Raw genomic sequence first — 24,459 nt, 5'->3', positions numbered from 1 at the left:
ATGCTGCCTTTCTGGATCGCCTTGCAGTTCCTCAGCAGCCTGCCGGTACGTTTGCCGGGTATGCCCGAGCCGCAACAAATGGGGCGTTCGTTGCTGTATTACCCCTTGGTGGGGCTGCTGTTCGGCCTGCTGCTGTGGTTCGCCAGTCACCTGCTGCAAGGGGCGCCGGCGCCGCTGCAGGCGGCCTTGCTGCTGACACTGTGGGTATTGCTCAGTGGGGCCTTGCACCTGGATGGCCTGGCTGACAGCGCCGATGCCTGGCTGGGCGGGTTCGGCGACCGGGAGCGCACGCTGCAGATCATGAAAGACCCACGCAGCGGGCCGATGGCCGTGGTCACCCTGGTGCTGGTGTTGCTGCTGAAATTCTGCGCCTTGTGGGTGCTGGTCGAGCGCGACGCGGGTGCGTTGCTGGTGCTGGCGCCGGTGGTGGGGCGGGCAGCGATGCTTGGCTTGTTCCTTTGCACGCCCTACGTGCGCCCGGGCGGCCTGGGGCAGGCCTTGGCCGAGCACCTGCCACGGCATGCAGCCGCTTGGGTGCTGCTGGCCAGCGTGTTGGGGTGCCTTGTCTTTGCTGGGTGGGGCTCGGCCTGGGCGATGCTGGCGGCGCTTGGGGTGTTTTGCTGGTTGCGACGACTGATGTGCCAGCGCTTGGGCGGGACGACCGGGGACACTGCCGGGGCTCTGCTGGAATTACTGGAGCTCACGGTGCTGCTGGGGCTGGCGCTCACGCTTTGAGCCTGGTTTTTCGTCAGCGCCGGGTGCCATGAAACTTCTTGCAACATCCAGGTTGCGGGTATATACACGTAACCATGTTGACCAGTGAATGCATCTGCACCCATTTGCGTCGTGCCGCCCGCGGGGTAAGCCGACACTACGACGAGGCCCTGGCGGGCTTCGGCATCAACGTTGCCCAGTTTTCCTTGCTGCGCCATCTGCAGCGGCTCGATCGCCCCAGTATCACCACGCTGGCCGAGGCCATGGGCCTGGAGCGCAGCACCCTGGGTCGGAACCTGCGGGTGCTGGAGGCCGAAGGCTTGGTGGCCTTGGCTGACGGTGATGACCAGCGTAACCGCGTGGTGCTGTTGACCGAGGCGGGGGCGGCGCGCCTGCGGCTCGCCCATCCGGCATGGGAGCACGCGCAGGCGTCGTTGGTGGAGCACTTGGGCGAAGGGCAGCGTGATGCATTGGTGCGCTTGCTGGAGCGGCTGGCCTGATCGGCTTCGATTGAACGCGGGTATATACCCGCATAACCTTGCGATGTGCTGGAGATAACGACAATGACTTCGGTGTGGCGAACCAGCGGGTGGATTCTGGTAGGGGCGGCATTGATCCTGGCGCTGTCACTGGGTGTCCGGCACGGCTTCGGCCTCTTTCTGGCGCCGATGAGCGCCGATTTTGGCTGGGGCCGCGAGGTGTTCGCCTTCGCCATTGCCCTGCAGAACCTGATCTGGGGCCTGGCCCAACCCTTTGCTGGGGCCCTGGCCGATCGCCTTGGCGCGGCGCGGGTGGTCATCATCGGTGGCATCCTCTATGCCGCTGGCTTGTTGTTGATGAGTACGGCCGATTCGGCCTGGTCGCTGTCGCTCAGTGCAGGCCTGCTGATTGGTATTGGCCTGTCCGGCACGTCGTTCTCGGTCATTCTGGGTGTGGTTGGCCGGGCCGTACCGGCAGAAAAGCGTAGCATGGCCATGGGCATTGCCAGCGCCGCCGGTTCGTTTGGCCAGTTCGCCATGCTGCCGGGCACCCTCGGGCTGATCGAATGGCTGGGCTGGTCGGCCGCGTTGCTGGTGCTGGGCCTGTTGGTGGCGTTGATCGTACCTTTTGTCGGTCTGCTGCGTGATCGCCCGCTGCCGAGCCACGGTGCCGAGCAGACGCTGGGCCAGGCCCTGCGCGAGGCCTGTTCGCATTCCGGCTTCTGGCTGCTGGCGCTGGGCTTCTTCGTCTGTGGTTTCCAGGTGGTGTTCATCGGCGTACACCTGCCGGCCTACCTGGTCGACCAGCATCTGCCGGCGACCACCGGCACCACGGTGCTGGCGCTGGTCGGGCTGTTCAACATCGTTGGCACCTACACCGCCGGTTGGCTGGGCGGGCGGATGTCCAAGCCGCGCCTGTTGACTGCGTTGTACTTGCTGCGGGCGGTGGTGATTGGCATGTTCTTGTGGGCACCGGTGAGTGAAGTCAGTGCCTACCTCTTTGGCATTGCCATGGGCCTGCTGTGGCTGTCGACCGTGCCTTTGACCAACGGCACGGTGGCTACGGTATTTGGCGTGCGCAACTTGTCCATGCTCGGTGGCATCGTGTTCCTGTTCCACCAGCTGGGCGCCTTCCTGGGCGGCTGGCTGGGCGGTGTGGTGTATGACCAGGCCGGCAACTACGACCTGGTCTGGCAGATCTCGATCCTGCTCAGTCTGCTGGCTGCTGCCCTCAACTGGCCGGTGCGCGAGCGCCCGATCGCTCGCCTGCAAGCGCAAGCCGCATGAACCGCTACCTGGCCCGCGGGCTGCTGCTGGCGGCCGCGGTGATGGCCTTGGTGCTGGTGTGGTGGGGCTGGCACCGGGGTGGGTTGGCGTTGATGCAGCTGGGCATGGGTGTTTGTTAAGCGCTACCCTGCAAGCTCAAGGACTGTCTTGCAGGAGAAACCTTTGATGCGTACCCACTGGTTGACGATGCCATTGCTGGCTTTGCTTACCGCCACTTCGAGCTGGGCTGCCGATTGCCCGGCGCTGTTGCAGGGCAGTTTGCCCGAGCTGCGCGGCAAGGAGCAGGTCGACCTGTGCCAGCGCTTTGCCGGCAAGCCTTTAGTGGTGGTCAACACGGCCAGCTATTGCGGTTTTGCGCCGCAGTTCGAGGGGCTTGAGGCGACGTACAAGGAATATCACGAGCAGGGTTTGGAGATGCTCGGTGTGCCTTCGAATGACTTCAAGCAGGAAGATGCTGACGCGGAAAAGACTGCCAAGGTCTGTTATGCCAATTATGGTGTGACGTTCACCATGACCAAGACGCAGGCGGTGAGGGGCAAGGATGCGATTCCGCTGTTTGTGGAGCTGGCGCAGCAAAGCAGTGCGCCGAAGTGGAATTTCTACAAGTATGTGGTGGATCGCAAGGGCAAGGTAATCGGCAACTTCTCCAGCCTGACCAAGCCTGATGATCCGGAGTTCCGGTCGGCGATCGAAAAGGCGATTGCATCGCAACCCTGACTGCTGAACCAGTGTTTTAGCTCCAGCTCTTGCTCTTGCTCTTGCTCTTGCTTCGGCTTTTGCTTCTAAGCGCGCGATAGTCCAGGCGCCGCAGAGTGCGACTTCAGGAGGCCGAACGGAGGGCTTGCGGAGGGAGGCGACGGGCATGGATGCCCGTCGAGCGCTGGGCCCCAGGATGGGGCCTGCAGCGCGGTCCTCCCGGGAGCAAGACCGGAGTGAGGGGACCCCGGAGCGAAGCGGAGGGGCCGGATGTGGGAGCAGGCGGTTTTTGGTTACTTTTTTCCAAGAAAAAAAGTAACCCGCCGTAAGGGCGGAAAGGTGACTTTGCGCCGCCTTGGCAAATGGATATTCACTCGTCTTGAAAGCCAAAAGCCAAAAGCCAAAAGCCAAAAGCCAAAGGTTCACGTAGTGGTTCAGAGGTTCTCGGGCATATCCGTTTGCTGCAGCGACCCCCACTCACCTTTCCGCCCTTACGGCGGGTTACTTTTTGTCTTGGCAAAAAGTAACCAAAAACCGCCGCTCCTACATCCGGCCCCTACGCTTCGCTCCGGGGTCCCCTCGCTCCGGTCTTGCTCCCGGGAGGACCGCGCTGCAGGCCCCATCCTGGGGCCCAGCGCTCGACGGGCATCCATGCCCGTCGCCTCCCTCCGCAAGACCTCCGCTCGGCCTCCTGACGTCGCAATTTGCGGTGACTGAACTTGCGCGCACCAGAAGCAAGAGCAACGGCAAGAGCAACAGCAAGAGCAACAGCAAGAGCAACAGCAAGAGCAACAGCAAGAGCGAAAGCTAAATGTAGGGCTGGGCGGTAGAATCGTCGCTAATGGCAAAGTGATGATTCGAGGTAACCGTGGAATTGCAGCAGGGCTTTGTCCTGACCCGGCACTGGTATGACACGCCCGAAGGCACCTGCGTGGAGTTCTGGCTCGCCACCGACCAAGGACCACGTCGGGTGCGCCTGGCACCCCAGGAGTCGGTCGCCTTCCTGCCCCAGGCGCAGGCCGAACACGCACGCCTGCTACTCACTGACGAAGCCGGCGCCCAACTCAAGCCCCTGCGCCTGCGCGACTTCGAACAACGCCCCATGGTCGGCCTCTACACCCGCCAACACCGCCAGCTCATGCAACTCGAACAACGAATGCGCAGCGCCGGTATCGACGTCTTCGAGGCCGACATCCGCCCCCCAGAACGCTACCTGATGGAGCGCTTCATCACCGCCGCGGTGCAGTTTACCGGCACGCCCGATGCCCACGGCGTGCTCTGCGATGCCCAGCTCAAACCCACCAGCGACTACCGCCCACCCCTGCGCCTGGTGTCGCTGGACATCGAAACCAGCGAACGCGGCGAGCTCTACAGCATCGCCCTCGAAGGCTGCGGCCAACGCCAGGTGTACATGCTCGGCCCAGCCGCCAACGCCCCCGAAAGCCTCGATTTCGACCTGCACTACTGCCATGACCGCGCAGCACTGCTGGTGTGCCTCAACCAATGGCTGGCCCAGCACGATCCGGACGCGATCATCGGCTGGAACCTGGTGCAGTTCGACCTGCGCCTGCTGCACGAACATGCCAAGCAACTGCAGGTGCCGCTGGCCCTCGGTCGCGAGGGTGCGCCCATGACCCTGCGTGCCCACGCCAACGGCGGCCACGTGTTCGCCGATGCCCCAGGCCGCCTGCTGATCGACGGCATCGAAGCGCTGCGCTCGGCCACCTGGAGCTTCCCCTCGTTCAGCCTCGAAAACGTCGCGCAGACCCTGCTCGGCGAGGGCAAGGCCATCGACACGCCGTACCAGCGCATGGACGAGATCAACCGCATGTTCGCCGAGGACAAGCCCGCGCTGGCCCGCTACAACCTCAAGGACTGCGAGCTGGTCACCCGCATCTTCGCCCACACCCGCCTGCTGGACTTCCTGCTCGAGCGCGCCGCCGTCACCGGGCTGGCGGTGGATCGCAGCGGCGGCTCGGTGGCGGCGTTCTGTCACCTGTACATCCCACACATGCACCGGATGGGGTTCGTCGCCCCCAACCTGGGCAGCCGCCCGGATGAGGCAAGCCCCGGCGGTTTTGTCATGGACTCGCGCCCGGGGCTATATGACTCGGTGCTGGTGCTGGACTACAAGAGCCTGTACCCGTCGATCATCCGCACCTTCCTGATCGACCCGGTGGGCCTGGTCGAAGGCTTGCGCCAGCCCGATGACGAGCACTCGGTCGAAGGCTTCAGGGGCGGGCGTTTCTCGCGCAGCCAGCATTGCCTGCCAGCCATCGTCGAGCGCGTATGGCAGGGCAGGGAGGCGGCCAAGCGCGACGGCAACGCGGCCTTGTCGCAGGCGCTGAAGATCATCATGAACGCCTTCTACGGCGTGCTGGGCTCCAGCGGCTGCCGCTTCTTCGACCCGCGCCTGGCATCCTCGATCACCATGCGCGGGCACCAGATCATGCGTCAGACCCGCGCCCTGATCGAAGCGCGTGGCTTCGATGTGATCTACGGCGATACCGACTCCACCTTCGTCTGGCTCAAGGGCGCCCATGACGAGGAGGCCGCCACCCGTATCGGGCGCGCGCTGGTGGCCGAGGTCAACCAGTGGTGGCGCCAGCACCTGCGCGACACCATGAAACTGGAAAGCGCGCTGGAGCTGCAGTACGAAGTGCATTACCGGCGCTTCCTGATGCCGACCATCCGTGGCACCGACGAGGGCAGCAAGAAACGCTACGCGGGCCTGGTGCGGCGCGCCGATGGCACTGAGGAAATGGTCTACAAAGGCCTCGAGTCGGTGCGCACCGACTGGTCGCCCCTGGCCCGCCAGTTCCAGCAGGAACTCTATGGTCGGGTCTTTCGCGGCGAGCCTTATCGCGACTACCTGTGCGAGTACGTGCGGCGCACCCTGGCCGGCGAGCAGGACGAGCTGCTGGTGTACCGCAAGCGCCTGCGTCGGCCGTTGGCCGACTACCAGCGCAATGTGCCGCCCCATGTGCGAGCGGCGCGCCTGGCCGACGAATTCAACCAGCGCCTGGGGCGCCCGCTGCAGTACCAACGCGGCGGCTGGATCAGCTACGTCATCACCACCGCCGGCCCGCAGCCGCTGGAGAACCTGCACGCGCAGATCGATTACCAACATTACCTGAGCCGCCAGCTGCAGCCCGTGGCAGATGCGATCCTGCCCTTCGTCAACGATGACTTCAGCCGCCTCACCGATCGCCAGCTGCTGCTGTTCTGAGTGGGTGCTAGATAGCTAGCCGCCGTCGTTGCCCTGCATTGCCTAGCCTCGTGCCGACACGCACTTTGGAGGTAGCCATGCAGGACAACACCCCGCAGCCGTCGGCTGAAGTCGATACCCTTGCCGTTGCGCAGGCCTATCAGGATCAGGTGATCGCCAAGCGCCTGCCCAGCTGGATGGCCTTGCTGAGCGAAGCCGAATTCACCGTGCTGGGCGATGCCCTGCGCAAGCTCATGGTCTGTCGCCAAGCGCTGGCGGCGGCGTTTGCACGGGTGCGGCGCATCGACGACTTCGCCAGGCCATTGCTGCAACAGGCGCTCGACCGTCACGGTCGGCTCCAGGTCGATCAGTTGTACTTTCGCCGGTGGTACGCCTACACGTCCCCTACGGTCAGCTACCTGGCCGGCCGCTTGCCCGTTCAGGACAGCGACTGTTACGAATTGCCCTTGCTGGAGGCCGCGCTCTACAACTTCACCGAGGATGAGTGCAGCGAGCAGCCCCGGCGCAACGCAGTGGTGGACATTCAGGGGAGCAGGCAGGCGGAACTGTCCGCACTGGCCTTTGCCGGGCTGTGCCGGGACCTGGATCTGGGCCAACAGTATCAGGACCATCTGGACGCCATCTTGCTACAGCCAACCGATCAGCACAGCGTCAAGGCGTCGCTGGCCGATTTCCAGCGCTACGGCATGCTGGCCGATGCCTTGCAGGCCAAGGCACAGGGTGTGCTGAGCGAGGCCGAGCTGCAACTGGTGGTCGGCCTGTGCCGCGACAACCGTCCGGGCTGGGTCGAAGGTGCACCGGTACAAGCCCGGCGACTCAAACTGTTCGGTTGCTCGATGCAGCGGATCGTGGTGCTGGAAGTGATCGATACGGGCGTGATCTACAACAGCATCAAGCGCATATTGGTGTATGTCCCCGGTGACCCGCAAGGTGCGTGGAGCGCCCGTGAGGACCTGGACGACTATGCACGCCGGGTGCTCGGCATGCGCCTGCGCGACAAAGGCTACCGGCAATTCTTCAGCCGCTTCGTGCGTCGCCGCGACGCCCAGCGGTTCTTTTCCGCGATCAGCGAGCGCCTAGATGACGTCCCCGACTGGGCCACGCGCGACCTCGATGAGCAGACCACCGGCTACCCGCTGCCGTTGTTCGACCACCTGGCCGCGGCCTGGATCGCCCAGTTCAAGGACGATGCCGAGATGATCACGCCACCCGTGGCACAGCTTGACCGCCAGGCGCAGGAACAGCACGACAAACGCTTGCGCGCCGAAGGCTGGACCCTGCTGGCCATCGCTGGGCTGTTCGTGCCGGCGTTCGGCGCACTACTGGCGGTGGTGATGGCCTACGAGCTGCTGGAAGAGTGCTTCCAGGCGGTCGCCGACTGGCTTGACGACGAGCGTGATGCCGCGTTGGAGCACCTGTTGCACGTTGGCAAAGGCGTGGCGATGGTCGGCGCGACCGCCGCCACCGTCACCCTGGCCCGCCGCGCCTGGAGCCGAGTAGACAGCTTGATCACGGCGCGGCTGGAGGATGGCAGCGAAAAGCTGTGGAACGGCGACCTGCAACCCTACCGCAGCGAAGGGCCACCCGATGACGCGGTGGTGGACGAGCAGGGCATTCATCGCGCTGGCGATAGCCATTGGGTCGAGATGCAAGGTGATTGGTACCAGGTCACCCATCACACTGTCGATGAGCAATGGTCATTACTGCCTTATCGCGGCCATGGCCCGCAGTTGCGTCACAATGGCGCGGGTGCGTGGCGGCTGTGGCATGAGCAACCGGCCGCGTGGCACGACACGCCGATGATGTTCCGGCGCCTGGGCAAACCCTACACTGAACTGGATGACCGACAGATCGACCAGGTCATGGCTATTCATGGCCTGAACCACCAACACCTACGTGCCTGGCACGTCTATGGTCGGCGTGAGGAGGCGGGCGTTGCCGATACAGTCAGCCGCCTTCTGCTGGCAAGCCGCATCCAGCGCCTGACCCATGAACTGAACGGTGGCCTGGAAGTTTCCGATCCTTCATTGCTGACGCACGCCATGGGCCTGGATGCAGCAGCTGGAAAAACAGGCCAGACGCTGGCCGATGCGATATGGGCCCAGCGTCGCGTGCTGTTGCAGCAGCGGTACGAGGCGCAGTTTCCCGACACCGACAGCAGCGTGATCCTGCGCAGGGGTTTCGCCAGCCTGCACCGCCTGGCCGCAGACGAAGTGCTGCGCGCTGCCAGCGAGGATGAGCGTGAAATCTTGCTGCAGACGCAACGGGTTCCGCTGTTCATGGCGCAGGCTGCCAGGGCTCAGGTCACGGGTATTCGCGTGGCGCGTGTGCATGAAGCACTGGTATTCGACACGCCGCAGAACCTCGACCTTGCCCGAGTTGCCCTGCAGCTGCTCGCGCGCTTGCCGGGCGCTGCGGCAGGGCCGGGTTGGAGACTGTTCGACGGCGACGCCAGCGGCCCTGTGCTGACGACAGAGGGCGGTGCAGCGCCTTTGGATCTGGTCCATCGGGCAGGGCTGTTCACCCTGCGCAGCGGCAACAGCGAACTCGCGGCCGAGCCGGGCGAGCTGTTCGACGTGCTGGCCCAGGCCTATGGCGCTGCGCAGCGTGACTCCCTCGGGCTGGGTGAACCCTTTGCCGCTGCGCTGCGGGAAAAACTGGCTGCGGATGCCAGCGCCCAGCGGGGCATGATCGTGCATTGGCTCGGCCTTGATCGGCCGAATCGTACCGTCCTCGCCCCGCTACGGTTTGACGACGGCAGAATCGGTTACCCGCTCAGTGGCGGCAGGTTCTGGGCCACGCTGGGCGGGCGCAGTCCCAGGGCCCTGCAAGCCCGGCTGCGTGACCTGTATCCGGCATTCAGCGACGAGCAGATCGGTCGCTGGCTGGAGATGCATGATGCGCAGTCGCGGCTGGAGGCCCTGGAGCAGCAGTACAGCTTGCTGCGCAGCCGTTTGAACCAATGGGTGCGAGGTGCCTTCCCCGCCTTGGAGCTGTTCGCCCGGCGCGAATTTCGCAAAGGCCTGATCGACTGCTGGCGCTGGCTGATCCCCGAGCTGCAGGGTGAGTCGTCGGCGGCACAACGCTACCTGTTCGGACATATAGGCGGTCGTATGCAGCACCTGCCGAGCCTCCCGGAGCCCATCAGTTTTCCCCATGTCTCGATCCTTGCCCTGCGCGCTTTGCGCCTGGAGACGGTTCCGGACGACTTCCTGCGCGCCTTCCCCAACTTGCGCAGCCTGGAAGTCACCAATTGCCGCCTCAGGCGTTTGCCGCTGCCAGGGGCGCTCACCCAGCAACTGGAAGTGCTCGACCTCTCGGGCAACCAGATCGCGCTGGATGAAGGTCAGGCGTTGGTCCTGGCCAACTGCAGCTCGCTGGTGTACCTCAACCTCGCCTTCAACCCGTTGGGCAGAAGCTTCTCGATCTTCGGCATGCCCAGGCTTAACGCGCTGTACCTGCGCAGAACACGGCTGGACACCTTCCCTTACGGCGTCATGGACAGCTCAGAGCTGCACACGCTTGATCTCAGAGGTAACTCGCTTTACGAGTTGCCTGAACATTTCCATCAGTCGCAACTGTGGCAACAGGGGCGAGTCAGCCTGTTCGGCAATTTGTTCGCAACGCCGTCAGAACAGGTGAGTACCTGGCATTGGCTGGAAGAAAATCGCGTGCCGTACCGCCTGCGCTGGCTCGACGTTGCACCCACCAGCAGCCGCGACAGTATGGCTTCGTTGTGGACACGTCTGGAGTCGGAACAAGGCGCCGCCGATTTTTTCAGCACCCTGGCGGCGCTGACGTCATCGGGCAATTTCAAGTCCTATCCGCTTGCCAGGAACTTCGCTGTTCGCTTGCTGGACATGTTCGAATACATGCTTCGGGACGATGTTTTGAAACAGGAACTGTTCGAGCATGCGGCGGTGACCGATTGCCAGGACAACGCAACCATTCGGTTCACCGACCTGGAACTGCGTGTGCTGGTCTGGCGTGCACGACACGGTGAACTGGCGCGCCAACCCGAACGTGCATTGCTGCACCTTGGAGGCCAGTTATGGCGTTTGCATGTCCTGGATCAGGTGGCCGCTGAGCATGCTTTGTGGACGGGTGCGGGCAATGAGTCGATCGAATTCGCACTGGCCTACAGGATTGCATTGCGCACCGAGCTTGATCTGCCGATTCAGCGGGATGACATGCTGTATGCGGGAATCCCCAACCTCACGCCGCAGGACATCCGTCGTGCCCGCCGCGCCGTCATCGCGGCGCAGTCGGTGGACGGGCTGGCACAGTACCTGGCGCGGCAGCGGTTCTGGCAGCAATACTTGAAAGCCACCTTCGCGACTCGCCTGGCGGTTCCGCAGGATATCCATGACGAACTGGAAAGGCTCATGGAGCTGGGCAACATGGAACATGACATCGAACTCCTGCATATCCATAACCAGCAAAGGGAGCACGAGGTGATGGTGCAGCTGACCCGCGAGGCCATGGGCCGGGCACGCACTATCACGCTTGGCGATAGCTGACCCCTGGCCGCTTTGAACTATGCTCTAACTGGGCTGCAATGTTTCCGGAGATGTCGTAGCCCAGTCATGGTAATCGAAAGTTACTTTTGAGCCGCGCAACCCCCAGGCAACTGGTTTAGGCTCCCGCGTCGGATCTTTCTCCATGATCTGTAGTCTTTGGTTTATCGAGAGAATAAGGAGATACGCATGCTCGTCCGGTCACTGACCCTCGCCACCTTGCTTGTTGTCGCTGGCCCTCTGTTTGCCGCCGACAGTGACGCACCTCTGGCCAAGGAACTGGGCAAGGCCAGGCCGTTGGTCGTCATTGCTCCGAGCAGCGCGGACCCCACGCTGCGCGGCCTCAACGACGCACTCAAGGACCCGGCCACCCAGGCCGCTTTCAAGGAGCGTGGGCTGGTGGTGTACAGCGTCGCCAACATGATGGGCAAGCGCGAGGACAAGAACCTCGAACAGCAGACCACCATGGCCTTGATCCGCGAGCTCAAGTTGGGTGCCAGCAAGGGCACCAAGGTGATCCTGGTGGGCAAGGACGGCGAGCGGCACGTACTCAAGGATGACGACACGGGCGAGAAGATCGACCCCCAGGCCATCCTCAAGGCAGTCGATGAGCTGCCGGCCACCGAGAAAGCGGTAACAGCACCTGAGCCGGTGGCGGCTGCTGTTCCCGAGCCAAAGGCCAAGGACAGCAAACCCGCCAAGCCGGCAAAACCTGCAGCGCCCCCCAAACCGCTTGAAGATTGACCGCAGCGGCGTATCAGTGGGTCAGCACACGGGACCTGAGCCAGTGGTCCAGGCTCAGTCGCCCCGATCCTTTGAGGAGTAAGGGCAGCAGTGCCACAAGGTAGATCAGCGGCAGTTTGAAGTTGCCGAAGCCCCGATCGGTAATGGCGTAGCCCTGCGCCAGTTCCGCCAGGCTCGACCAATGCGCTGGCCAGTGCACGGCGGCGATGGCCACCACGGTGACCACCATCAGCCCCGCGGCGGCCAGCCGCGTGCCCAGGCCCAGCAGCAGTAGCAGGGGCAGCACCAGCTCGGCCCACATCGACAGCTGCCAGTTCAGCTCCGGCGGCAGTGCGCTGAAGGGGAATGGGAAGCTGGACTGCAGGTCACTGAACCAGTTGCTGCCATTGAATTTCTCAACGCCCGACTCGAAGAACTCCCAGGCCAGGAACAGCCGTAGCGGCAGGTCGGCGCTCCAGCTGCCGGCGCGGTCGAGGGTGGTGAAGGTGCGGGTCAGGGTGGTCATGGCGTGTCTCCCGGTGTGAGGGTGTGTGGCCGGGAGTTTGCGGGGAAGGGGTATCTGCAGTGTGTCGAAGGGGGTGGGGTTGTGTATCCGACTGTAATGATTGGGTGTACCGAATGGCCCCATCGCCGGCAAGCCGGCTCCCACAGCTACAGCGAGTGATATTCCTGTGGGAGCCGGCTTGCCGGCGATAGCGTCATCAGCCTTTCATCACAACTCGATCTGTGCGCAAAGCCCGCCGCTCTGACGATTGCTCAAGGTCAGTCGCCCCCCCATGGCCTGGATCAGTTGGTGGGCAATCGCCAGCCCCAACCCTGTGCCCCCGGTACTGCGATTACGCGAACTCTCTACCCGATAGAACGGCTTGAGCACCTCGCCCAGTTCTTCGGCCGGAATCCCCGGGCCGTCGTCGAGCACCCGGATCACGGTATGCCCTTGTTCGCGGCTCACCTCCAGCTGAGCCTTGCCGGCAAACTTCAAGGCATTGTCCACCAGGTTGACCAGCACCCGGCGCAGGGCATGCGGGCGGGTTTCCAGCAGGCTATCGGTGCTGCCTTGGCGCTCCACCTGGGCGCCGCTGTCCTGGTAGTCGAACACCAGGCTGTCGAGGAAGGCGTCGAGGTTGATCCGGCACGGCGGCTCGGTGTTGATGTCCATGCTGCGGGCATAGGCCACGCCTTCGCGCACCAGGTGCTCCATGGCATTCAGGTCATGCCACAGCTTGTCTTTCTCGACTCCCTCGTCCATCACCTCGACGCGCAGCTTCATGCGCGTGATCGGGGTCTGCAAGTCGTGGGAAATCGCCGCCAGCAGCTGCATGCGCTCCTTGAGGTAAGCGGCGATACGCGCCTGCAGGGCGTTGAAGGCGACGGCGGCATACTTCACTTCGCGGGGGCCGCTTTCGTCCAGGCGCACCCCGGGCTTGTCCGGGTCGAGGGTGTCCAGCGCCTGCACCAGGCGCGTCAGCGGGCCAATGGCCAGGCGCACCGCCAGCCAGGTACAGAACAGCAGCACGGCCAGCTGGATCAGCAGTACCAGCGGCAGCCAGCGCGCGACCGGCACCGGCGAAGGGGTGACATCGATGGTCAGCGGTGCCCCATCGGCCAGGCGCAAGTGCGCCTGGAAGTGCGCGTTGGGGCCCGGAATATCCTGGAAGGTGAGGGGGTAGCGGTCGCCGATGGCCTTGACGATCGATTCGGCGGCCATCGGCGGTTCGCTGCTCGGCATCGCTTGCCCCGGCAGCCCCTGGTCCAGCCGGTAGCGGTAGGTACGCCGTTCCAGGCGCGGCAGCCAGGCGGCCCGTTCAGCCGCTGGCAGGCGATCGAGAATGGCCACCGAGGTGGCCACATCCTGCTCAAGGTTGCTGAGCATCATCGAGCGGCTGCTGATATAGCGCTCATAGGCCTGCAGGCTGAACGACAGCCCGTAGGCCAACACCAGCCCGGTGAAGAAGATCAGTGCCAGGCGCGAAGCCAGGGTGCGAGGCCATTTCATGAGGGCGACTCGAGCAATTGCACGGGCAGCGAGAACACATAGCCCTCGCTGCGCACGGTCTTGATGCAACTCGGCTCGCGGGCGTCGTCGCCCAGGCGCTGGCGCAGGCGGCTGACCAGCAGGTCGATGGAGCGGTCGAAGATGTCCGCCTCGCGGCCCTGGGTCAGGTTGAGCAGCTGCTCGCGGCTGAGCACCCGCTGCGGGTGGTCGAGAAATACCCGCAGCAGGCGGTACTCGGCACCGCTCAGGGCCACCAGGGTGCCTTCGCTGTCGAGCAGGTGGCGCGCGGTGGTGTCCAGGCGCCACTGGCCAAAGCCCAGCAGGCGGCTGCTTTCGCTGATGGTCAGGTTGGGCGGCAGCATGCGCGTGCGGCGCAGCACGGCATTGATGCGGGCCAGCAGTTCGCGGGCGGAAAAGGGCTTGGTCAGGTAGTCGTCGGCGCCCATTTCCAGGCCGATGATGCGGTCGGTCTCGTCGTTGCGCGCGGTCAGCATCAGCACCGGCGTGTTGCGATGCTTGCCGGCGCGCAGCTCGCGGCACAGCAGCAGGCCATCATCGCCCGGCATCATGATGTCGAGCACCACCAGGTCGACGCTGTTGGCTTCGAGGAACGCGCGCATCTGCCGCCCGTCGGCGACGATGCTGGTGCGCAGGCCGTTCTTTTTCAGGTAATTGCCGACCAACTCGCGGATTTCGCGGTCGTCGTCGACGATCAGGATGTGATCGACATGTTCCATCGCAGGAGTCCTGTGCAAGGGCAGTGGGGCGCAGCGTACCGAGGGCATTCGCGCTTGCCTGCCGGGGTTTGTATTGCAGTGTATCTGGCCCTGACACAGATACAGGAGGAAGCACATCACCGGTACGAACGACACATACGAGATACCTGGCAGGCGTGAAATGGCTCTCGACCGGGGAACATCACTCCCCACCTCTCGAAGATGCCAGGAGAAATGCCATGAACGTAAAGACCTTCGCCCGTGCCAGCCTGATCGCCGTACTCGGTTTCGGCGCCATCGCCGCCCAGGCGGCCACCGCGCCGATGAACAATGACGGCGTCATGCAGTACCACTACGGTGATCACCTGGACATCAAGAAAGTGCTGTCGGTCAAGGATGACCAGAGCAACGCCTGTGGCGTGGTCAACACCCGCCTGAACTACCTCGACTCCAAAGGCCAGCACGAGAGTGTGGAATACCGCACCTACGCCACCGGCGGTTGCCATGACAATTGATCGTCGGCTCTTGAAGGCGGGCGGCGTGGCCTTGGCGCTGGTGGGCCTTGGCCTGGCCGGCCAGCTGCTGGCAGGCGACAGCTACGGCGCCATGCCGTCGTTGGCCGGTGCCAGCCAGTGGCTGAACTCGCCGCCGCTGGACGCCCCCGCGCTCAAGGGCAAGGTGGTGCTGGTGGATTTCTGGACATGGGACTGCATCAACTGCCAGCGCAGCCTGCCGCACGTCAATGACTGGGCCCGGCGCTATGCCGACCAGGGGCTGGTGGTGGTGGGGGTGCATACGCCGGAGTACGACTACGAGCATGACGTCGGGCAATTGAAGCGCAAGGTGGCCAGCCTTGGCATCGGCTATCCGGTGGCGGTGGACAATGACCATCAGGTGTGGAATGCCTGGGGTAACCAGTTCTGGCCGGCGCATTACTTTGTCGATCGCCAGGGGCAGGTGCGGCATGTGCACTTTGGCGAGGGGGATTATGAAGGGCAGGAGAAGGTGATACAGACGTTGCTGGATGAGAAAGGGTGAGTCGTCAGTGCGGGCCCTATCGCCGGCAAGCCGGCTCCCACAGGTACTCCACAGTTAGCGAGTCCTGTGCTGTACCTGTGGGAGCCGGCTTGCCGGCGATAGGGCCGCTGCGGATTCAACTGAAACTGGCAAAATGCGCCTGCATCCGCCGCGCATCCGCCTCCCGCCCACTGAACAGCTCAAACGCCTTCACCGCCTGAAACACCGCCATGTTGCTGCCATCCAGGGTACGGCAACCCAACGCCCGTGCCGCCCGCAGCAATTCGGTCTCCAGCGGGAAATAGATGATCTCCGCCACCCACAGCCGTGCATGCAGCCATTCGACCGGCAGCGGCGTGCCCGGCAGCTTGGCCATGCCCACCGGCGTGGTATTCACCAACCCGTCAGCCGCCGCCAGCTCACCCGCCAGGTCGCTGCCGACCACCGCTCGGCCGGCGCCGAAACGCTGGTTCAGGTTGTCCACCAGCGCCTGCGCCCGTGCCGCGTCCACTTCGAACAGCACCAGCTTCTCGACACCTTCACCCAGCAGCGCATGGGCCACCGCGGAGCCTGCACCGCCCGCACCCAGTTGCACCACTTGGCGTCGTGCCACATCCGGCAGGCCACGGCGCAAGCCTTCGGCAAAACCCAGGCAGTCGGTGTTGTGGCCGACCCGCTTGCCGTCCTTGAGCACCACGGTGTTCACCGCGCCGATACCGCGTGCCTCGTCCGACAGCTCGTCGAGCAGGGGCAGGATCGCCTGCTTGAACGGGTAGGTGATATTCAGCCCGGTGAACCCGGTGCGCTGCGCGGCGTCGAGCAACTGGGGCAGGGCGCTGTCATCGAGCTGCAGCTGGTCGGCATCGATCAGGCGGTAGAGGTAGCGCAGCGCCTGTGCATCGCCCTCGTGCTCGTGCAGGGCAGGGGTGCGCGACAGCTGGATGCCACGGCCGATCAAACCGGCAAGGATGGTGGGCTGGGTCATGCGGCGTGCTCCTGCAACAGCTCGGCGAAGTGGCTGAGGGCCATGCGGTAGCCCTGGCTGCCGAGGCCGCAGATCACGCCAATGGCGATCGACGAGACGAACGACAGGTGGCGGAAGGGCTCGCGCTTGTGCACGTTGGACAGGTGCACTTCGATCACCGGCAGCTCACTGGCCACCAGCGCATCGCGGATGGCCACCGAGGTGTGGGTCCAGGCGCCGGGATTGATCAGGATGCCCGCGCAGCGGCCGCGCGCGGCGTGGATCCAGTCGATCAGTTCGCCTTCGTGGTTGGTCTGGCGGAACTCGATCTGCAGGCCCTGTGCCTGGGCCGTGTCGGCGCAGCCCTGGGCCAGGTCGGCGAGGGTTTCATGGCCGTACTGGGTGGGTTCGCGGGTGCCCAGCATGTTCAGGTTGGGGCCGTTGAGCACGAGAATAAGGGGCTTCATGGCAACATCGCTTTGTTGTTTTTGGATGCGCCTATCTTTGTACTACCCGGTTAGTTTCGTCAATCGGACCCGTCCGGTAAGTGGGCGATTATCGAACCCAGGCAAAAGCGAGATGACAAAATTGTAATGTCCCAGCCACCGCCCTGATAACCACGCCTCCCTACAGTCCTCCGGCAACGCTCGCCGACGAGGACTTTTGAAGTGCCCATCCCCCGCAAGATCGCCGTGCTCTGCCTGGTGCTCGCGGCCACCGCCAGCGCCCAGGCCGGGCAGGGCTTGAGCCTGCCCGAAGCGCTGTCTGCCGCCTTTGCCAACAACCCCGAGCTGGCTGCCGCCGGCCGCGAGATCGGCATCGCCGAAGGCGAGCGGCGCCAGGCCGGGCTGGTCCCCAACCCGGAGCTGTCCTGGGAGGTCGAAGACACCCGCCGCGACACCAGCACCACCACGGTCACCCTCAGCCAGGCGCTGGAGCTCGGTGGCAAGCGCGGTGCGCGCATCGCCGTGGCCAGCAGCGGCCAGACCATCGCCCAGCTCGACCTGCAACGCCAACGCAACGGCTTGCGCGCCGACGTGGTCCAGGCCTTCCATACCGCCTTGCGCGCGCAGACTGCGGTGGAGCTGGCGCAGCAGTCGCAGGCGCTTACCGCGCGCGGCCTGAAAGTGGTGCAGGGGCGAGTGACCGCCGGCCAGTCCTCCCCGGTGGAAGCCACCCGCGCTCAGGTTCAGCTGGCCCAGGCACACGCCGAAGTGCGCCGCGCCGAAACCCAGCGCACGGTGGCCTTCCAGGCCCTGGCACGGCTGACCGGCAGCCCGCTGGCGGCGTTCCGGGAGGTGCAGGCCGCTGACCTTTCCCCTGGCGCGGCCCCCAGCGCAGCGGCCTTGCTCGCTCAGCTCGAACAGACCGCCGAATGGCGCCTGGCCGCCGCCCAGATCGAACGTGGCGACGCGTCGCTGGGGTCGGAAAAGGCCCAGCGTATCCCCGACCTGACCGTCAGCCTCGGCAGCCAGTACAGCCGCGAAGACCGCGAGCGGGTCAACGTGGTCGGGCTGTCCATGCCCTTGCCACTGTTCGACCGCAACCAGGGCAATGTGCTGGCCGCCGCGCGCCGCGCCGACCAGGCGCGTGACCTGCGCAATGCCGTGGAATTGCGCCTGCGCAGCGAAACCCGCAGCGCCGTCAGTCAGTGGCGCACGGCGCTGCAGGACGTGGAGGACTACGACCGCACCATCCTGCCGTCGGCGCAGCAGGCCGTGGACATCGCCACCCGCGGTTTCGAAATGGGCAAGTTCGCCTTCCTCGATGTGCTCGATGCCCAGCGCACGCTGATCGAGGCGCGCGCGCTGTACCTGGAGGCACTGGCCCAGGCGACCGATGCGCGGGCGCAGGTCGAGCGCATCTATGGCGACGTAGCGGCTTTGAGCAATACAACGATCAGCAGGAGCAACCATGAATAACCCACGCAAGCTCGCCCTCCTGGCGGCTGCCGTCGCCGTGCTCGGCTTTGGCGGCCTGGCCTGGACCGGCAACCTCGGCCAGGGCAAGCACGATGACCACGCCGAAGACAGCCATGAGCACGCCGAAGACAACCATGCCCATGGCGAAGCGAGCGCCCAGGCGCACCAGGAAGAAGAGGGCAAGGTTCACCTGTCCGGCACCCAGATCAAAGCGGCCGGCATCCAACTGGCGGCTGCGGCTCCGGCCGAGATGAGCAGCGCCATCAGCTTCCCCGGCGAGATCCGTTTCGATGAAGACCACACCGCCCACGTGGTGCCCCGCGTGCCTGGCGTGGTCGAATCGGTGCAGGCCAACCTGGGCCAGGCGGTCAAGCGCGGCCAGGTGCTGGCGGTGATCGCCAGCCAGCAGATCTCCGACCTGCGCAGCGAGCAAATGGCCGCCCAGCGCCGCCTGGAGCTGGCGCGGCTCACTTTTGAGCGCGAGCGACAGCTGTGGCAGGAACGCATCAGTGCCGAACAGGACTACCTGCAGGCCCGTCAGGCGCTGCAGGAAGCCGAAATCGCCCTGGCCAATGCCCGGCAGAAAGTCGCCGCGGTGGGCCCGGCCGGCAGCGGCAACCGCTACGAGTTACGCGCGCCGTTCGATGCGGTGGTGGTGGAAAAGCACCTGACCGTGGGTGAGGTGGTCGATGAGACCAGCAACGCCTTCACCCTGTCCGACCTGAGTCGGGTCTGGGCCACGTTCGCCGTCGCGCCGCGCGACCTGGCCAAGGTCACCACCGGGCGCAGCGTGATCGTCAGCGCGCCGGACCTGGGCGCCCAGGTCGAGGGCCAGATCAACTACGTCGGCAGCCTGCTCGGCGAGCAGAACCGCGCCGCCACCGCCCGCGCCACCCTGGCCAACCCGGACGGCGCCTGGCGCCCTGGGTTGTTCGTCTCCATCGCGGTCAGCACCGAGCGCGTCAACGCCGCCGTGGTGGTGCCGCAGAGCGCATTGCAGAGCTGGGAGGATCAGACCGTGGTGTTCGCCCGTACCGAGGAGGGCTTCGAGGCGCGCCCCGTGCAGACCGGCCGTCGCGACGCCGGCCAGGTAGAGATCACCGCCGGCCTGGACGCCGGCACCCAGGTGGCTGCTGCCGGCAGCTTCGTCCTCAAGTCGGAGCTTGGTAAAGGCTCCGCCGAGCACAGCCATTGATTGCGGGGACGCTTGCATGTTCGAACGCCTGATTCAATTCGCCATCGAGCAACGCCTGGTGGTGATGCTCGCCGTGGTGCTGATGGCGGCCGTGGGTATCCACAGCTACCAGAAACTGCCCATCGACGCGGTGCCCGACATCACCAACGTCCAGGTGCAGATCAACACCGCCGCGCCCGGCTACTCGCCGCTGGAAACCGAACAGCGCATTACCTACGCTATCGAGACCGCCATGGCCGGCCTGCCGGGGCTCAAGCAGACCCGCTCGCTGTCGCGCTCCGGGCTGTCCCAGGTAACGGTGATCTTCGATGACGGCACCGATCTGTTCTTCGCCCGCCAACTGGTCAACGAACGCCTGCAGGTCGCCCGGGCGCAGTTGCCCGAAGGCATCGAGTCCGGCATGGGGCCCATTTCCACCGGCCTTGGGGAGATCTTCCTGTGGACGGTCGAGGCCGAAGAGGGCGCGCTCAAGGATGACGGTACACCGTACACGGCCACCGACCTGCGCGAGATCCAGGACTGGATCATCAAGCCGCAGCTGCGCAACGTGCCAGGGGTGGCCGAGGTCAACAGCATCGGCGGCCATGCCAAGCAGTACCTGATCGCGCCGGAGCCCAAGCGCCTGGCAGCCTACAAGCTGACCCTCAACGACTTGATCGGCGCCCTTGAACGCAACAACGCCAACGTTGGCGCGGGCTATATCGAGCGCAACGGCGAGCAATTGCTGATCCGCGTGCCGGGGCAGGTGGCCACGGCCGAGGACATCGCCAACATCGTCATCTCCACGGCCGATGGCACGCCGATTCGCGTCAGCCATGTCGCCCAGGTCGGCCTGGGCCAGGAGCTGCGCTCGGGCGCTGCCACCGAGAACGGTCGCGAGGTGGTGCTGGGTACGGTGTTCATGCTGATCGGCGAGAACAGCCGCACGGTGTCCCAGGCGGTGGCGGCCAAGCTGGTGGACATCAACCGCAACCTGCCCAAAGGGGTGGTGGCGGTGACGGTGTACGACCGCACCCACTTGGTCGAAAAGGCCATCGCCACGGTCAAGAAGAACCTGGTCGAAGGCGCGATCCTGGTGATTGCCGTGTTGTTCCTGTTCCTCGGCAACATCCGCGCGGCGCTGATTACCGCCATGGTCATTCCGCTGTCGATGCTGTTCACCTTCACCGGCATGTTCAGCAACAAGGTCAGCGCCAACCTGATGAGCCTTGGCGCGCTCGATTTCGGCATCATCGTCGACGGCGCGGTGGTGATCGTCGAGAACGCCATCCGCCGCCTGGCCCATGCCCAGCAGCGCCATGGCCGCATGCTGACCCGCAGCGAGCGCTTCCACGAGGTGTTCGCTGCGGCCCGCGAGGCTCGCCGACCGCTGATCTACGGCCAGTTGATCATCATGGTGGTTTACCTGCCGATCTTTGCCCTGACGGGCGTCGAGGGCAAGATGTTCCACCCCATGGCCTTCACCGTAGTGATTGCGCTGCTGGGTGCCATGATCCTGTCGGTGACCTTCGTGCCCGCGGCCATCGCGCTGTTCGTCACCGGCAAGGTCAAGGAAGAGGAAGGCCTGGTGATGCGCACCGCGCGCCAGCGCTATGCCCCGGTACTGGCCTGGGTGCTGGGCCGGCGCAAGCTGGCCTTCAGCGCGGCGGCCGTGTTGGTAGTGATGTCCGGGGTCATGGCCAGCCGCATGGGCAGTGAGTTCATCCCCAGCCTCAGCGAGGGTGACTTTGCCCTGCAGTCCCTGCGGGTGCCGGGCACCAGCCTGTCGCAGTCGGTGGACATGCAGCAGCGCCTGGAGCAGGCGATCATCACCCAGGTGCCGGAAGTGCAGCGGGTGTTTGCCCGCACCGGCACGGCCGAGATCGCCTCCGACCCGATGCCGCCGAACATCTCCGACGCCTACGTGATGTTGCGCCCGCAAGAGCAGTGGTCGGACCCTGGCAAGTCGCGTGAAGCGCTGATCGCCGAAGTGCAGCGCGCGGCCGCCAGTGTGCCGGGCAGCAACCATGAGTTGTCGCAACCAATCCAACTGCGCTTCAACGAGCTGATTTCCGGCGTGCGCAGTGACGTGGCCGTCAAGCTGTTCGGTGACGACATGGACGTGCTCAACCGCACCGCCGCGCAAATCACCAGCAGCCTGCAGCAAGTGCCGGGCGCTTCGGAAGTGAAGGTCGAGCAGACCACCGGTCTGCCGGTGCTGACCATCGATATCGACCGCGACAAGGCTGCCCGCCATGGCCTCAATGTGGGTGACGTGCAGGACGCCATCGCCATTGCCGTTGGCGGTCGCACGGCGGGCACGCTGTACCAGGGCGATCGCCGCTTCGACATGGTCGTGCGCCTGCCCGAGGCGTTGCGCACCGATGTCGATGGCTTGTCCAGCCTGCTGATTCCCGTCCCCGCAAGCGCCTCGGCCGGGGCTGCGCAAATCGGTTTCATTCCGTTGGCGCAAGTCGCCACGCTGAACCTGCAACTGGGGCCGAACCAGGTCAGCCGCGAGGATGGCAAGCGGGTGGTGGTGGTCAGTGCCAACGTGCGCGGGCGTGACTTGGGCTCGTTCGTCGAGCAGGCCGAGCTGGCGTTGCGCGAGCAAGTGGCGATACCGCCCGGCTACTGGACCCGCTGGGGCGGCCAGTTCGAGCAGTTGCAGTCGGCGGCCGAGCGCCTGCAGGTGGTAGTGCCGGTGGCGTTGCTGCTGGTCATGGCGCTGCTGCTGATGATGTTCAACAACCTCAAGGATGGTCTGCTGGTGTTCACGGGCATTCCCTTCGCCTTGACCGGCGGGGTGCTGGCGCTGTGGCTGCGTGACATTCCACTGTCGATTTCCGCAGGGGTGGGTTTTATCGCCTTGTCCGGGGTGGCGGTGCTCAATGGCCTGGTGATGATTGCCTTCATCCGTAGCCTGCGTGAGGAGGGCCGCAGCGTGAGGGTGGCGGTCGAGGAGGGGGCGCTGACGCGCTTGCGGCCGGTGCTGATGACCGCCTTGGTGGCGTCACTGGGGTTCATCCCGATGGCCCTGGCCACCGGCACCGGTGCCGAGGTCCAGCGGCCGCTGGCGACGGTGGTGATTGGTGGGATCCTGTCGTCGACGGCGCTGACCTTGCTGGTGTTGCCGGCGCTGTATCAGTGGGCGTACCGGCGCGAGGAGGTGTGAAGCAGGGGCCGCTTTGCGGCCCAATCGCCGGCAAGCCGTCTCCCACAGGATTTTGCAGCGCTGCGGTCCCTGTGGGAGCCGGCTTGCCGGCGATTGGGCTGCAAAGCAGCCCCCATTTCAAACCCGAGCAGCCTGCCGGTGCCCATCGCCCCCCGGCTCGTCATGCAACGAAATCCGCGCCGTCTCCGGCAACGCCAACCCCCCCACCAGCGCCACCAAAGCAATCACCACCAGGTAGAACGCCGGCGCCAGGCTGCTGCCGGTCAACCCGATCAACCAGGTCGCCACCAGCGGCGCAGTACCGCCAAACAGCGTGTAGGCCACGTTGTAAGTAATGGCCGAAGCGGTATACCGAGTGCGGGTCGGGAAACTCTCCGACAGCAGCGCCGCCGTGACCACCCCACTGCACAGCGCACCCACCGCCAGCAGGATCACCCCCAGCAGCGCCCCCGACATCGAGCCGGAGCTGGCCAGCCAATACGCGGGGAACACACAGACCATCACCCACAGGCAGGTAAAGCCAATGGTCTTGCGCCGCCCGACGCGGTCCGAGAACGCCCCGGCCAGCGGGCAGCCGACCGCGGCGAACAGCAGCGCCACGGTGGTCACCAGCAGCGACTGGGCGCGGGTCAGGTTGCCGACCAGTTGCAGGTAGGTGGCGAAGTAGGTGGTGAACATGTAGAACGACAACGCCGTCAACGAAATGAACGCCCCCAGGTTGCGGATGGTGCGGCCATGGCTGCGCAGGGTTTCCTTGAGTGGCGAGTGTTCATGGGCCTTGCCTTCGGCCAGGGCTTGGCGGAAGGCCGGGGTTTCTTCCATCCGCCAGCGCAGGTACAGGCCCACCAGCCCCAGCGGTGCGGCCACCAGGAACGGAATGCGCCAGCCCCAGGCGCTCATCGCTTCGGCCGACAGGCTGGCTTCCAGGCCATAGGCGATCACGGCTGCGCAGGCGAAGGCCGAGAAGGTCGAGACCGGCACGAAGCTGCCATAGAACGCGCGTCGGTTGCGCGGCGCATGTTCCATCAGGTAGGCGCAGGCCCCGGCATACTCGCCGCCGGCGGAAAAGCCCTGCAGGCAGCGCGCCAGGGTCAGCAGCGCCGGGGCGGCGAGGCCGATGCTGGCGTAGGTGGGCAGCAGGCCGATCAGTGTGGTGGAGCCTGCCATCAGCAGGATGGTGAGGGACAGGATGCGCTTGCGCCCGAGCCGGTCGCCCAGGGCACCGAACACGATGCCGCCCAGTGGCCGCAGGGCGAAGGCCACGGCGAACACGGCGAAGGTCTTGAGCAGCGCCACGTTGGCATCGCCGCTGGGGAAGAACTGGCTGGCGATGAGTGTGGCGAGAAAGCCGTACACGGCGAAGTCGAACCATTCGACGAAGTTGCCGATGGCCGAGGCGGCGATGACGCGGCGTAGCGTGGTGGGGGATACCTCATGAGATGCGGACATGTGCAGGTGCTCCGGTTCCATAGGCAGCCTGAAGGGACGTGACGTGGTCACGGCCGCGTCATCGTTGTTGTTTCAGGCAGTAGACCGGGGTGTGCGGGGTTGCGCTTCTTTGTGGGCGACATCAGGATATCTGTTTTGACCGTGCTGGCCCTATCGCCGGCAAGCCGGCTCCCACAGGTACACCACAGCTCTCAAAGCCTGTGATGTACCTGTAGGAGCTGGCTTGCCAGCGATAGGGCCAGAACAGATACACCCCAGCTCTCAAAGCCTGTGTTGCACCTGTGGGAGCTGGCTTGCCAGCGATAGGGCCAGAACAGATACACCCCAGCTCTCAAAGCCTGTGTTGCACCTGTGGGAGCTGGCTTGCCAGCGATAGGGCC

At 65.0% G+C, this 24,459-nt stretch carries 19 protein-coding genes; 13 read left to right on the top strand and 6 right to left on the bottom strand.

All coding sequences use genetic code 11. The features are described from left to right. The 8 genes from ACIPZB_RS15880 to ACIPZB_RS15845 all read left to right on the top strand — a co-directional run bounded on the left by ACIPZB_RS15880 (position 1) and on the right by ACIPZB_RS15845 (position 11,666). Positions 1 to 735: an adenosylcobinamide-GDP ribazoletransferase gene (locus ACIPZB_RS15880; RefSeq protein ID WP_400641406.1), complete on the top strand. Its 735-nt coding sequence runs from the start codon at positions 1 to 3 to the stop codon at positions 733 to 735. A gap of 74 nt (positions 736 to 809) precedes the next feature. Beyond that, positions 810 to 1,214: a MarR family winged helix-turn-helix transcriptional regulator gene (locus ACIPZB_RS15875; RefSeq protein ID WP_400641404.1), complete on the top strand. Its 405-nt coding sequence runs from the start codon at positions 810 to 812 to the stop codon at positions 1,212 to 1,214. A gap of 63 nt (positions 1,215 to 1,277) precedes the next feature. Beyond that, positions 1,278 to 2,480 (top strand): MFS transporter, encoded by a 1,203-nt coding sequence (locus ACIPZB_RS15870; RefSeq protein WP_400641402.1) that lies wholly within the window; start codon positions 1,278 to 1,280, stop codon positions 2,478 to 2,480. Further along, positions 2,477 to 2,599 (top strand): hypothetical protein, encoded by a 123-nt coding sequence (locus ACIPZB_RS15865; protein WP_400641400.1) that lies wholly within the window; start codon positions 2,477 to 2,479, stop codon positions 2,597 to 2,599. The genes ACIPZB_RS15870 and ACIPZB_RS15865 overlap by 4 nt, the downstream gene beginning before the upstream one ends. 46 nt (positions 2,600 to 2,645) lie before the next feature. Beyond that, positions 2,646 to 3,197, top strand: coding sequence for a glutathione peroxidase (locus tag ACIPZB_RS15860; protein WP_400641398.1), 552 nt, complete (start codon positions 2,646 to 2,648; stop codon positions 3,195 to 3,197). 847 nt (positions 3,198 to 4,044) lie between these two features. Then, positions 4,045 to 6,405, top strand: a complete 2,361-nt coding sequence (locus ACIPZB_RS15855; RefSeq protein ID WP_400641396.1) for a DNA polymerase II — start codon at positions 4,045 to 4,047, stop codon at positions 6,403 to 6,405. Between the two features lie 77 nt (positions 6,406 to 6,482). Further along, positions 6,483 to 10,925: an NEL-type E3 ubiquitin ligase domain-containing protein gene (locus tag ACIPZB_RS15850; RefSeq protein ID WP_400641394.1), complete on the top strand. Its 4,443-nt coding sequence runs from the start codon at positions 6,483 to 6,485 to the stop codon at positions 10,923 to 10,925. Between the two features lie 186 nt (positions 10,926 to 11,111). Next, a complete protein-coding gene (locus tag ACIPZB_RS15845; RefSeq protein ID WP_400641392.1) occupies positions 11,112 to 11,666 on the top strand; it encodes a DUF4174 domain-containing protein in 555 nt (184 codons plus the stop codon). Positions 11,667 to 11,679: 13 nt separating this feature from the next. Here ACIPZB_RS15845 and ACIPZB_RS15840 read toward each other — a convergent pair whose 3' ends face one another. The 3 genes from ACIPZB_RS15840 to ACIPZB_RS15830 all read right to left on the bottom strand — a co-directional run bounded on the left by ACIPZB_RS15840 (position 11,680) and on the right by ACIPZB_RS15830 (position 14,399). Then, positions 11,680 to 12,171 (bottom strand): DoxX family protein, encoded by a 492-nt coding sequence (locus ACIPZB_RS15840; protein WP_400641390.1) that lies wholly within the window; start codon positions 12,169 to 12,171, stop codon positions 11,680 to 11,682. 207 nt (positions 12,172 to 12,378) lie between these two features. Beyond that, a complete protein-coding gene (locus ACIPZB_RS15835) occupies positions 12,379 to 13,662 on the bottom strand; it encodes a sensor histidine kinase (protein WP_400641388.1) in 1,284 nt (427 codons plus the stop codon). After that, a complete protein-coding gene (locus ACIPZB_RS15830; protein ID WP_008092733.1) occupies positions 13,659 to 14,399 on the bottom strand; it encodes a response regulator in 741 nt (246 codons plus the stop codon). The genes ACIPZB_RS15835 and ACIPZB_RS15830 overlap by 4 nt, the downstream gene beginning before the upstream one ends. 218 nt (positions 14,400 to 14,617) lie before the next feature. On the opposite strand from ACIPZB_RS15830, the gene ACIPZB_RS15825 reads away from it, so the two are divergent. Both ACIPZB_RS15825 and ACIPZB_RS15820 read left to right on the top strand, forming a co-directional pair. Then, positions 14,618 to 14,893: a DUF2790 domain-containing protein gene (locus ACIPZB_RS15825; protein ID WP_008092731.1), complete on the top strand. Its 276-nt coding sequence runs from the start codon at positions 14,618 to 14,620 to the stop codon at positions 14,891 to 14,893. Further along, the gene (locus ACIPZB_RS15820; protein WP_400641385.1) at positions 14,883 to 15,416 is read left to right on the top strand and encodes a thioredoxin family protein; all 534 of its coding nucleotides are present in this window, start codon (positions 14,883 to 14,885) and stop codon (positions 15,414 to 15,416) included. The genes ACIPZB_RS15825 and ACIPZB_RS15820 overlap by 11 nt, the downstream gene beginning before the upstream one ends. Positions 15,417 to 15,531: 115 nt before the next feature. On the opposite strand, the gene ACIPZB_RS15815 is transcribed toward ACIPZB_RS15820, so the two are convergent. Next, the gene (locus ACIPZB_RS15815) at positions 15,532 to 16,380 is read right to left on the bottom strand and encodes a shikimate dehydrogenase (RefSeq protein ID WP_400641383.1); all 849 of its coding nucleotides are present in this window, start codon (positions 16,378 to 16,380) and stop codon (positions 15,532 to 15,534) included. After that, positions 16,377 to 16,826: a type II 3-dehydroquinate dehydratase gene (gene aroQ / locus ACIPZB_RS15810; RefSeq protein WP_400641382.1), complete on the bottom strand. Its 450-nt coding sequence runs from the start codon at positions 16,824 to 16,826 to the stop codon at positions 16,377 to 16,379. The genes ACIPZB_RS15815 and aroQ overlap by 4 nt, the downstream gene beginning before the upstream one ends. Before the next feature lie 201 nt (positions 16,827 to 17,027). On the opposite strand from aroQ, the gene ACIPZB_RS15805 reads away from it, so the two are divergent. The 3 genes from ACIPZB_RS15805 to ACIPZB_RS15795 are packed head-to-tail and all read left to right on the top strand — an operon-like array spanning position 17,028 to position 22,630. Beyond that, a complete protein-coding gene (locus ACIPZB_RS15805; protein ID WP_400641380.1) occupies positions 17,028 to 18,281 on the top strand; it encodes a TolC family protein in 1,254 nt (417 codons plus the stop codon). After that, positions 18,274 to 19,476 carry an efflux RND transporter periplasmic adaptor subunit gene (locus ACIPZB_RS15800; protein ID WP_400641378.1) on the top strand — a complete coding sequence of 401 codons (1,203 nt, stop codon included), beginning with the start codon at positions 18,274 to 18,276 and terminating at the stop codon, positions 19,474 to 19,476. The genes ACIPZB_RS15805 and ACIPZB_RS15800 overlap by 8 nt, the downstream gene beginning before the upstream one ends. Positions 19,477 to 19,492: 16 nt before the next feature. Then, the gene (locus ACIPZB_RS15795; protein ID WP_400641376.1) at positions 19,493 to 22,630 is read left to right on the top strand and encodes a CusA/CzcA family heavy metal efflux RND transporter; all 3,138 of its coding nucleotides are present in this window, start codon (positions 19,493 to 19,495) and stop codon (positions 22,628 to 22,630) included. 117 nt (positions 22,631 to 22,747) lie between these two features. Here ACIPZB_RS15795 and ACIPZB_RS15790 read toward each other — a convergent pair whose 3' ends face one another. Further along, the gene (locus tag ACIPZB_RS15790) at positions 22,748 to 24,079 is read right to left on the bottom strand and encodes an MFS transporter (RefSeq protein WP_400641375.1); all 1,332 of its coding nucleotides are present in this window, start codon (positions 24,077 to 24,079) and stop codon (positions 22,748 to 22,750) included. Positions 24,080 to 24,459: the final 380 nt, after the last annotated feature.

It is taken from the genome of Pseudomonas sp. NPDC089396 (genome assembly GCF_044749545.1).
GTDB lineage: Bacteria > Pseudomonadota > Gammaproteobacteria > Pseudomonadales > Pseudomonadaceae > Aquipseudomonas.
Note: the sequence above shows the minus strand (reverse complement) of the source record. Positions and strands in the feature narration are given on the sequence as shown.